The sequence below is a fragment of the Erwinia sp. QL-Z3 genome (assembly GCF_004551645.1).
GTDB lineage: Bacteria > Pseudomonadota > Gammaproteobacteria > Enterobacterales > Enterobacteriaceae > Erwinia > Erwinia billingiae.
This window is the reverse complement of the sequence record NZ_CP037950.1, coordinates 3,360,740-3,372,076: the sequence shown is the minus strand read 5'-3', so window position 1 is coordinate 3,372,076 and position 11,337 is coordinate 3,360,740. Positions and strand designations below refer to the sequence as shown.

Here is an 11,337-nt window from a genome sequence, read left to right as displayed (position 1 = left end):
GACCATAATTACGGAACACACTCATGGAAGAGAAAGCAGGCATATCGCTTGCCGCTGGCGTATTTTCGCTGGCAATCGGCACCCTATTCCCGCAGATAGCAACCGCTGGCGAACAGGACATTATTCAACAACAGCGCCAGAAAGCGATTGAAGCCCAGCTTCAGCCGCAGACGCCTGACATCCGTCTGCCTGCGCCCGCAAGCAGTTCATCGCGCGTCAGCTTCCCGCAAGAAAATCCCTGTTTCGAGATTCAGCAGATCACGCTGAACGGCCTGAATGACTTTCCGGGCTGGCTTCCATTGCAACGTCTGGCCAATCAGGGCCAGGGGCATTGTCTGGGCGTAAAGGGGATTAACCTGCTGATGAGCGTACTGCAGAATCGCATGATCGACAGCGGTTACGTCACCAGCCGCGTGCTGGCAACGCCGCAGGATTTGTCGCGTGGCACGCTGACGCTCCAGCTGCTGGCCGGAAAAATCAGCCACATTACACGCACCGATCCCAGCGATCGCTATGTCACGCTAGCCACCGCACTGCCCTCGCGTGAAGGCCAACTCTACGACCTGCGTGATACCGAGCAGGGACTGGTAAACCTGCAACGCCTGCCTACCGTTCAGGCCGATATGGCGCTGATCCCCGGCAGTGCGCCTGGCGAAAGCGTGATGACCGTGCAGTGGAACCAGAGCAAAATGTGGCGGCTGGGCGCATCGCTCGATGATTCCGGATCGACATCTACCGGGCGTTACCAGGGTGGACTCACGCTGTATGTCGATAACCCCCTTTCGCTGAGCGATATGCTCTACGTTTCGGCGAGCCATGATTTGCAGTTCGGCAATGATAAAGGCACGAAGAACTTCACCGGCAGCTATTCGGTGCCGTTTGGCTACTGGCTGGCGGGCATCACCACCAGTGATTACCGCTACAACCAGACGGTGGCCGGGGCGTTCACCGACTATCAATACAGCGGCAAAAGTAAAAGTCTGAACGCCAATATCAGCCGCGTGTTGCACCGCAACGGCAGCCAGAAAACTACGCTAAGCTACGACGTCATCACGCGTGAGACCCGCAACTTCATCAACGATACCGAGATTGAAGTGCAGCGCCGCCAGACCTCGGCGTGGAAACTCGGTCTGCAACATCGCCACTATCTCGGTAGCGCCACGCTGGATGCGGGCGTCAGCTATCAGCGCGGCACCCGCTGGTTTGGCGCACAGCCCGCGCCGGAAGAGTATTGGGGGGAAGCCACCGCCCTGTCGAAAATTGTCCAGCTGAATGCGCAGCTGGCCGTGCCGTTCTCACTCCTCAACCAGCGATTCAGTTTTAACACCCAGTATCTGCGCCAGATGAGCAACACGCCGCTGACGCCACAGGACCAGTTTGCCATTGGCAACCGCTGGTCGGTGCGCGGTTTTGACGGCCAGCGCACGCTGAACGCCGATGAAGGCTGGTATCTCCGTAACGACATTGGCTGGGCCACACCGCTACCGTCGCAGGAACTCTATCTGGCGCTGGATTATGGCGAAGTCAGCGGACGTAACAGCGGGCAGGATTATCTGATCGGCAAGCATCTGGCCGGTGGCGCGGTAGGACTGCGCGGCTACGCGCTGCGCACCAGCTATGACCTGTTTGCCGGAATTCCACTCTCTAAACCCGCAGGCTATCAAACCAGCGGCCTGACGCTGGGCTTCAACCTCAACTGGAGTTACTGATGGAAATCAATAACTACAGGTTGATTGCACCGTGGGTCACGCCTGATGAAGCCCGCGAAGCCGAAGTGCTGGGCATGGCGGTCTGGCTGTGGATGCACTCAGAACGCCATCGCGATGCGCCGCTGCATACCCTGCCGACGTTGTTGCTGCCACTGATTAAACAGCAGCAGTACGCCATCGCGGTGAAAAACGGTATACCGGTGTTCTTCCTCGGCTGGGCGCGGATGGATGAAGACGCTGAACGGCGCTATCTCACGAACGCTTCAGTGATGATGAAAGAACAAGACTGGACCAGCGGCAATCGCCTGTGGATCACCGATTTCATTGCCCCATTTGGTGAGGTGCGCGCGCTGCAGAAGCTCACCCGCGAGGTGATTCTGCCAGAGCATTGCTGCCGGGCATTAGATCATCAGGGCGAGCAACGCGGTCGGCGGGTGCGTTTTTTTCATGGAAAGAGCATTAAACATGCCGCCGCCAGGCAATGGCAGCAGGCAAATCCACTCAGCGTGGCGCTTCCAGAAATCGGATAAGGACATCAGATGAACAAACTTCTCTATCGCATCATTTTCAACAAAGCGCGCGGCATGCTGATGGTTGTCGCCGATATCGCCCACAGCGGGCAAGGCAAACAGGCGCGCACGCAGCGGAGACAACAGAAAGCCAGCCAGACTTGTATGCTCTCCGCGATGCGCTTCGCCCTGCTGAGCGCTCTGGGCTGCGTCACCGTGCTGCCCGCTCAGGCGCAGATCGTGGCCAACGGTCAGGCTCCGGGTAACCAGCAACCCACCGTTATCGCTACGGCCAACGGCACGCCGCAGGTCAACATCCAGACGCCAGGCGCGGGCGGCGTATCACGCAATAACTACAGCCAGTTCGATGTCGATCAGAAAGGTGTCATCCTCAACAACTCTCACGGCAACACCCATACCCAGCTTGGCGGCATGGTCACCGGTAACCCGTGGCTGGCGCGCGGTGAAGCCAGCGTGATCCTCAACGAGGTGAATTCACGCAACCCCAGCCAGCTCAACGGCTACGTGGAAGTCGCCGGCAGAAAAGCGCAGGTGGTGATTGCCAACCCGTCCGGTATCACCTGCGATGGCTGCGGCTTTATCAACGCCAACCGCGCAACCTTGACCACCGGCCAGACGCAGCTGAGCAACGGCAACCTGACCGGCTATCAGGTCAGCGGCGGCGAAGTTGCCATTAACGGCAAAGGTCTGGATTCACGCGGCCAGGATTACACCGATATCATTGCCCGCACCGTGAAGGTGAACGCGGGCGTCTGGGCCACCGATCTAAAGGTAACGACCGGTCTCAATCAGGTCGATGCGACGCATGAAGTGCTGACGGCAGGCCAGACCGCTGCGGCAAGTCGTCCGCAGGTGGCGCTGGATGTGGCAGCGCTGGGCGGCATGTACGCCAGTAAAATCCGTCTGATTGGTACTGAACAGGGTGTTGGCGTGCGCAACGCCGGTTCGCTGGGCGCCACGGCGGGCAACTTTACCCTCAGCAGCGACGGTCGCATTGAAAACAGCGGCAGCATTAACGGCGCGCAGGATATTGCGCTGATCGGTAACGCCGATATTCGCAACAGCGGCACGGTTTACGCGCAGCGTGACAGCCAGATTCAGGCCGTTTCCGAGGTCAGTAATCAGGGCGTACTGGCGTCCGCAGGCAATAACCGCATTCAGGCCGGTTCACTCAATAATGCCAGCAGCGGCGTGCTGGCCGCAGGGATGAAGGCCGACGGCGCACTCGGTACACAAGGCGATTTGAGTCTGACCACGCGCGGGCAGCTCACCAGCAATGGGCGTAACCTGGCGGCGGGTAATCTCAGCACTCAAGGTAGCGCGGTCGATCTCAGCGGCAGCCAGACCTATGCCAGCGATATCAACCTGAATGCCAGTCGCGGCGATGTCACCACGCGCAGCGCCACGCTTGAAGCAAAGAACAACCTTCGCGTAAGCAGCAATACGCGCATTAATAATGACGGCGGCAAAATTCAGGCGGACAGGCTTAACCTCACTGCTCCCGCGCTATCCAATCGCCAGGGAATTATTAGCCAACTGGCTGACGCCGACCTGCTGCTGTCGCACGCCGCAGGCATCGACAACCATAGCGGCACCCTTGCCAGCAACGGCTACAACCTGACGCTGAACACCGACGTGCTGGATAACGGACTCGGTAAAATTCAGCACGCCGGTGATGGACAACTGAACATCCAGGCCTCCACGCTGAACGGCAGTCAGGGCAGCCTGATCAGCAATGGTGGATTAGCGCTGCGTGGTGATGCGCTCAATTTTGACGGCGCGACCACCGCCGCTGCGCAAATCCGTATAGATGCCAGCACCCTTTCGCACCGTCAGGGTGAGATGGTGCAAAGCGGCAATGGCGCGATGGATATCAACGTGACGTCGGCGCTGGACAACAGCGACGGCAAACTCGCCGGTAACGGTAATGTGAACCTGAACGCGGGTTCATTGAACAATCAAAATGGCCAGGTTATTGCCGCCGGTACCGGTTCGCTGAATACCCACATTGCACAAAAACTGGATAACCACAGCGGCACGCTGGCGGCCAGCCAGAATCTGGCCGTTAACGCCGGAGCGCTTGATAACACAGTGGGAGTCATCAGCGCCGTGGCGGGCAACACGCAACTGGCCAGCCAGGTGCTGAATAACAGCAGCGGAAAAATTAATGCCGGTCAGACACTCTCTGTCACCAGCAACGGTCTGAACAACAGTGACGGCCTGCTTACCGCCACCACCACCACGTTGCAGCTCGGCAGTGGCGCGGTGAACAATCAGCGTGGCACGATTGCCGCCGCTGAACAGCTCAGCATCACCAGCGGTACATTTGATAACACCACCGGACTGCTGCAAAGCCTTGGCGATGCGCGCATTGATACCCAGGGCGATGCCTTCATCAACCGCGACAGCGACACTGACGGCGGTGTCATCGCGCTGGGTTCACTGACGCTTCATTCCGGCCTGCTGGATAACCGCAACGGCGTGATCAACGCGCAGGATTTACGCCTGTTTAACGGCGATATCACTAACCATCACGGCCTGCTGGCAGCGCAGAACGCGCTCAGCATTACGGCGGGTGGCATTGATAATCAGCAGGGCAATCTGGTTGCCGGTCAGTCACTGGCGCTGCAAAGCGGTGAGCTGCTGAACAGCAATGGGCTGGTGATGAGCAGCGGCACGGCAACGCTTGCCACGGCGAATCTCGATAACCGTCTGGGACAAATCGGCGCGGTCGGCGATTTATCGCTCAGCACGCAACAACTGCAAAACGACAACGGCGGTCTGATGCAGAGCGGCGCTGCGCTGCGTATCGACACGCACGGCCAGCGGCTGAGCAACACCAATAGTGGCGCAACCGGCGGGATAATCAGCCAGGGCAATATGCATCTGGCGACTGGCGAGCTGGATAATCAGCACGGCGCGCTACTGGCCTCCGGTGCCATCAGCCTTGCGTCCGGGCAGGTGCTGAACCCGTTCGGGCAAATCACCGGGCTCGGCGGCATCACCGCACAAACTCAGTCAGTGAATAATCAGCAAGGCACCGTTCAGGCTGGCGGCATTCTTGACTGGAATACGCAAGGCAGTCGTTTCAACAACGCCAGCGGTCTGATTAGCGCCCAGGACGATTTCACTCTGCGCAGTGGCGAAGTCAATAACCGTGAAGGCCAGGTGATTTCCGGCAGCAATCTGGCGTTGAACACCGCCGCACTCGATAACACCGACGGCATGCTCGCCAGCAAGGGCGATTTTACTCTGGTTGCCAGCACGCTGACCAACCTGCGCGGCGCATTGCAGGCCGCGGGTAATATGGCGGTGACGCTGGTGAACAACTTCACCAATCAGGGTAATGTGCAGGCCAACGGCAATCTGACGTTCACAAGCCACGGTGATATCCGCAATGAAAAGCTGATTCAGGCCGGTGATACGCTGCACGTCAGCGCCATCAATCTGACTAACCTGCAGGATGCTGAACTCAGCGGCGACAGCACACTTCTCGATGCCAGCAACACGCTGACCAACTACGGCCTGATTGATGGTTATTCCACGCGCCTGAACGGCCGAACCGTCAGTAATATCGGCACCGGACGCATCTATGGCGATTTTCTCAGCATCCAGGCAGGCACGCTCAATAATCTCGCTAAGAATGGTACCGCAGCAACCATCGCAGCCCGTCAGCGTTTAGATCTTGGCGTCGGCACGCTGAACAATCGCGATCACGCGCTGATTTACAGCGAAGGCGTGATGAGCGTGGGTGCCGCGATTGATGCCAATGGCCACGCTACCGGACAGGCCGGAACCGTTAACAACCACAGCGCTACCCTCGAATCTGCGGGCGACATGCTGCTTAACGTCGGCAGTCTGAACAACATTAACGACAATTTTGAAACCGAGATCGTCGAAGTGTCGCGTGAAGATATTGAGGAGTATCAGGTCTCGGGCAATGCCAATCGCTATGGTCGCGATGAGGTCAGTTTCGCGCATGATGAGGTCGATTTTGTGCTCACGCCCGATTATCCGGGGCGACAAAACGACAAAAACGACAACTGGTATCGTTACGAATATGAACGCACCGTTGAAGAAACGCGCATCAAAACCAGCGATCCGGCGCGCATCATTGCAGGCGGAAATCTGACGATTAACGCGGGCAACGTACTGAACGACAAGAGCCAGATCATCGCCGGTAATAATCTGGTGATTAACGCGGCCACGCTCGACAACGTGGAGGTGGCCGGTGAGCGGCACATCAGTGACGTTGGCAAGGCGTTCCATTACTGGCGCATCCATAATAAAGGCGGCGATAGTCAGGGCAAGAGCACGGCGGATTACATCCCGCCCACCGTTATCCAGAGCATTACCTTAAAACCCAGCACCTTAGAGGAGCATCAACAAATTAGCGGCAGCGGTCTGGTGATTGACAACCGGACGGGCGGTAGCGTGGGTGATATTTCGCTGGGCGACCTCAGCGCAGGCGCGGCGTTTAATCCCGGCAACGCGATATTGCTGCCGCCGGGTAAAACCTTTGAAGTGCCGGTGAATACCGCCGCGAAAGGCGATGCGGCGGGCAGCGTGATCCGCACTCAGGGTCCGAACACGCGCCTGCCGGATAACAGCCTGTATAAAACCCATCCGGCTGGCAGTGATTACCTGGTCGAAACCGATCCCCGTTTTACCAATGCGCAAAAATGGCTCGGCTCGGATTACATGATGCAGGCGTTCGTCACCAATCCTGACAACGTGCACAAGCGGCTGGGCGATGCGTATTACGAACAGAATCTTATCCGCCAGCAGGTGATTTCATTGACCGGTCAGCGCTATCTGGACGGTTATGACAGCGATCAGACGCAGTACAAAGCGCTGATGGATGCGGGCATCGCCTACGGTAAACAGCTGAATCTGGTGCCGGGCATGGCGTTAACGGCTGAGCAGATGAGCCTGATCACCGGCGACATGGTGTGGCTGGTGACGCAGGCCGTCACCCTCCCCGACGGCAGCCAGCAAAAGGTACTGGTGCCGCAGTTGTTTGCCAAAGTGCAGTCGGGCGACCTCGACGGCAGCGGCGCGCTGCTGGCCGGGAAAAACGTCAGCCTGAACCTGAGCGACGATATGAACAATAGCGGTCGTATCAATGCGCGCGCCAATACGCAGGTGGTGGCCGAAAATATTAATAACCTTGGCGGGCTGATTCAGGGCGACAGCACCGCTCTACAGGCACGTACTGATATCAATAATTTCGGCGGCGTACTGAAAGGCAGCTCTGCACTGGCAGCGCTGGCCGGGCGTGATATCAACGTCGTCACGGGCACACGCACCGCTGAAAGCGCCGACGGTAACTTTGCCCGCACCAGCCTCGATCGTATCGCCGGTATTTACGTGGACCAAGGCGACGGCACGCTGAGATTGCAGGCCGGACGCGACATCAATCTGACTGCCGCGCAGGTGGTGAACAGCAGCGAGAATGGCAATACGGCGATTATCGCCGGACGCGATATGAACCTGAACGCCGTCACCACCGGCAGCCGCGACAATCTCAATTTTGACAGCGACAACTGGCTCCATCAGTCGTCATCCACGCAGCTGGGCACGGATATTGTCGGTAAAGGCAACGTGGAGCTGGCCGCAGGCAATAATCTGCTGGCAACGGCGACCAGCGTCAATGCCGGCGGCAGGCTGGCATTGAGCGCAGGTAACGATCTGAGCATCGTCAGCGGTGAATCCCGCACGCAGATGGATGAGCACACCAAAGCCAGCGGCACCAGCGGCATCGCCTCCAAAACCACCCGCGAGACGCACACCACCATCGATGCGCGCACGGCGGTCGGCAGCTCGCTCTCCGGCGACAGCGTCCAGATGCTGGCCGGTCACGACCTGCTGGTGAAAGGCAGCGACGTGGTGGGAACGCAGGATGTGCGGTTGGCGGCGGGCAATAATCTGACCGTGACCACCGCCGCTGAACAGCGCGACGAATCGCGCATGATTCAGGAGACCAAATCGGGCCTGTCCGGCACCGGCGGCATCGGCGTCAGTTACGGCAGCAACGCGCAAAAATCCACCACCACCGCGCATACCGACAGCGTGCGTGGCAGTACGGTGGGCAGCGTGCAGGGCAACCTGACGATGCAGGCGGGCAACGATCTGCTGGTTCACGGCTCTGACGCCGTCGCCGGTAAAGATCTGACGCTGACCGGAAAAAATGTCACGGTCAGCGCCGCCGAACAGGGGCTGAGCCAGCGCGATACCTATGAAACTAAACAGAGTGGTCTGACGCTGGCACTCTCCGGCGTGGCGGGCAGCGCGCTGAATACGGCGGTCACCACCGCAAAAGATTCGCGTGAGGAAAGCAGCGGACGACTGCAGGCGCTGAAAGGCGTGCAGGCAGCATTGTCCGGCGTACAGGCCGCGCAGGCAACGCAGCCAGGCGCTGCAAGTCAGGACAACGCCATTGGCATCAGCCTTTCCTACGGCAGCCAGCAGTCGAAGTCTGAAACTAACCTGACGCAGAAAACGCATCAGGGCAGCACCCTCACCGCCGGTAATAACCTGAACGTCATCGCCAGCAGTGGCGACATCAACGTGCAGGGCAGCCAGCTGCAGGCGGGCAATGACGTGCTGCTGAACGCCAGCCGCGACATCAACCTGACCTCCAGCCAGGACACCGAACGCTCACGCGGCACCAATTCGTCCAGCGGCGGCTCGGTGGGCGTGGGCATCGGTGCGGGTTCTGGCGGCTGGGGCATCAACGTCTCTGCGAGCATCAACAAAGGCAGCGGGCATGAGAACAGCGACAGCCTTGTCCACAATGAAACGCAGGTTACGGCCGGTAATCGCGTGACGCTGGTCAGCGGACGCGATACTACGCTGACCGGCGCGCAGGTCAGCGGCGAATCCATTAAAGCGGATGTCGGTCGCAACCTGACGCTGACCAGTGAACAGGACAGCGCGACCTACGACGCGCAGCAGAAAAATACCAGCGCGGGTGCCAGCTTTAACTTTGGCTCGATGTCCGGCTCGGCCAGCATCAACATGAGCAAGGATAAGATGCACAGCGACTATCAGTCGGTGCAGGAGCAGACCGGACTGCTGGCGGGCAAAGGCGGCTTCGATATCACGGTGGGTGAACATACGCAGCTGAACGGCGCGGTTATTGGTTCGACGGCGGATGCGGATAAAAACAGGCTGGATACCGGCACGCTGGGCTGGAGCGACATAAAAAACGAGGCTGAATATAAGGTTCAGCACCAGAGCGTGGGCATCAGCACCGGCGGCAGCATCGGCAACCAGTTTGCCGGGAACATGGCCAACGGCCTGCTGACCGGCGCGAACAACTCGGGCAGCGCGGACAGCACCACCAAAGCAGCGGTATCGGATGGCACGATTGTTATTCGCGACCAGCACGCGCAGAAACAGGACGTGGCCGACCTGAGCCGCGACGTGGAGAACGCCAATCCGGGCCTGGGGCAAATCTTTGATAAAGAGAAAGAGCAGAACCGGCTTAAAGAGGCGCAGCTGATTGGCCAGATTGGCAATCAGGTGGGTGATATTGCACGGACCCAGGGCCAGATTGAAGCCACAAAAGCCGGTAAGGCAGAGCTGGCTGCGAAAGGCGTTAAAGAACCGGGTGAGAATGCCACGAAGGAAGAACGTGCCGCCTGGAATAAAGCCCTGACGGAAACCTCCGGCTATAAAACGGCCCAACAGCAATGGGGAACCGGCAGCGCCATCCAGCAGGGTATCCAGGCGGCGACTGCTGCGGTACAGGGGCTGGCGGGCGGGAATATCGCTCAGGCCGTCAGCGGCGCGGCGGCGCCTTACCTCGCTGAGCAAATCCATAACCTGACCACCACAAAAGGCCCTGACGGTAAGGATGTGGTGAACACCCAAGCCAATCTGATGGCTCATGCGGTACTGGGTGCGGTGGTGGCGCAGATAAACGGCAACAGCGCACTGGCCGGAGCCGCAGGGGCAACCACCGGTGAGTTTATCGCGCAGCAGCTGTATCCGGGTGTACCGCGTGAACAGTTAAGCGAGGACCAGAAGCAAAACATCAGCGCACTGGCCACGCTGGCGGCGGGCCTGGCAGGCGGGATTGTCGGTGACAGCACGGCAGATGCGGTGGCCGGAGCGCAAGCCGGGAAGAACTCGTCCAATAACAACAATCTTGGCGGACTGGGCAGCTACGGTCAAGCAGCGGCATCGCTGGGATCCTCAATGATCGAGGCTGGCGCAACAACGGAAGAAATCGATGCGGCGCTGAGTAAGAACGCCAAAGGTGATTTACCAGCAAACCAGAATCCGGCCACCGGACTGTTAACTGCCTGGGGCGCGGGGATGACAACCGTTGTGGCTCCTGTTCTGCTACCAGCTACCGCAACGGCGGGAAGTGTCATTGCTGCGGGAGCAATAGGCGGTTCAGCAAACGTGTTTAACCAGTTGAACAGTGGCGACCCTTTCAGCGCAACGGATGCACTTATTGCTACTGGTGTCAGTGCATTAACGCAGGGTAAAGGATTCTGGTTTACTGAAGCGGCCAGTATCACCGGGGCTTATGCTGGCGCTAAATTGCAGGGGAAAGATACACTTCCGGTTGTTGCTGGTGCAGTTATTGGTACTGTAATTGGTGCTGGTGGAGGTAAAGCTGTAGAAGTTGGTAATAAATATTTCCCAATTGTCTCAGATAAAACAGCTGGTATTGCTGGAACTATTGGCGGTTCTGTAATTAGCGAAGCTACGGGAAGTAAAGTTGAAGATAAGCTAAAGAATGCGGGAAACAATAAATGACAACTAATACTTACGGCTTAAAATCCCTTTTTATTTTAATAATAATTTTTATCGTTACCATGATTCTTGCTTTTTTGTCAGGCTGCTTATGTGCTGCAATTTTGGTTTATTTTAAAAATGGAAATTTCATTTTTGGCTGGCATGAGGATGTTCTTTTTTCAATTAAAAGAGGTATCGTGGTGGGAATCCCCACTGGAGTAGGTATCTGGATTTTATCCAGGATGAAACAAAAAGAAGAGCCATCCTCAAAGCAATAAAGAGCCAATCCCGGCACAGACCGGGGTTAGCTTACCCGTCAATCAGTCCTCAGCTGATAGGTAAAA

At 58.0% G+C, this 11,337-nt stretch carries 4 protein-coding genes; all 4 read left to right on the top strand.

The window, feature by feature from the left end; genetic code table 11:
* Positions 1–23: 23 nt before the first annotated feature.
* Genes E2F51_RS16330 through E2F51_RS16315 form a run of 4 tightly spaced genes read left to right on the top strand, consistent with a single transcriptional unit; the run spans position 24 to position 11,271 of the window.
* Positions 24–1,709 carry a ShlB/FhaC/HecB family hemolysin secretion/activation protein gene (locus tag E2F51_RS16330; protein ID WP_134823973.1) on the top strand — a complete coding sequence of 562 codons (1,686 nt, stop codon included), beginning with the start codon at positions 24–26 and terminating at the stop codon, positions 1,707–1,709.
* A complete protein-coding gene (locus tag E2F51_RS16325; RefSeq protein ID WP_167738408.1) occupies positions 1,709–2,239 on the top strand; it encodes a toxin-activating lysine-acyltransferase in 531 nt (176 codons plus the stop codon). Before E2F51_RS16330 ends, E2F51_RS16325 begins: the two co-directional genes overlap by 1 nt.
* Positions 2,240–2,248: 9 nt before the next feature.
* Positions 2,249–11,014, top strand: coding sequence for a hemagglutinin repeat-containing protein (locus E2F51_RS16320; RefSeq protein WP_134823972.1), 8,766 nt, complete (start codon positions 2,249–2,251; stop codon positions 11,012–11,014).
* Positions 11,011–11,271: an immunity protein gene (locus tag E2F51_RS16315; protein WP_134823971.1), complete on the top strand. Its 261-nt coding sequence runs from the start codon at positions 11,011–11,013 to the stop codon at positions 11,269–11,271. The genes E2F51_RS16320 and E2F51_RS16315 overlap by 4 nt, the downstream gene beginning before the upstream one ends.
* Positions 11,272–11,337: the final 66 nt, after the last annotated feature.

What these genes read in the sequence shown, in the direction of transcription:
- E2F51_RS16330 (WP_134823973.1), top strand. Translation starts at nt 24, where the DNA reads ATGGAAGAGAAAGCAGGCATATCGCTTGCCGCTGGCGTATTTTCGCTG.
- E2F51_RS16325 (WP_167738408.1), top strand. Translation starts at nt 1,709, where the DNA reads ATGGAAATCAATAACTACAGGTTGATTGCACCGTGGGTCACGCCTGAT.
- E2F51_RS16320 (WP_134823972.1), top strand. Translation starts at nt 2,249, where the DNA reads ATGAACAAACTTCTCTATCGCATCATTTTCAACAAAGCGCGCGGCATG.
- E2F51_RS16315 (WP_134823971.1), top strand. Translation starts at nt 11,011, where the DNA reads ATGACAACTAATACTTACGGCTTAAAATCCCTTTTTATTTTAATAATA.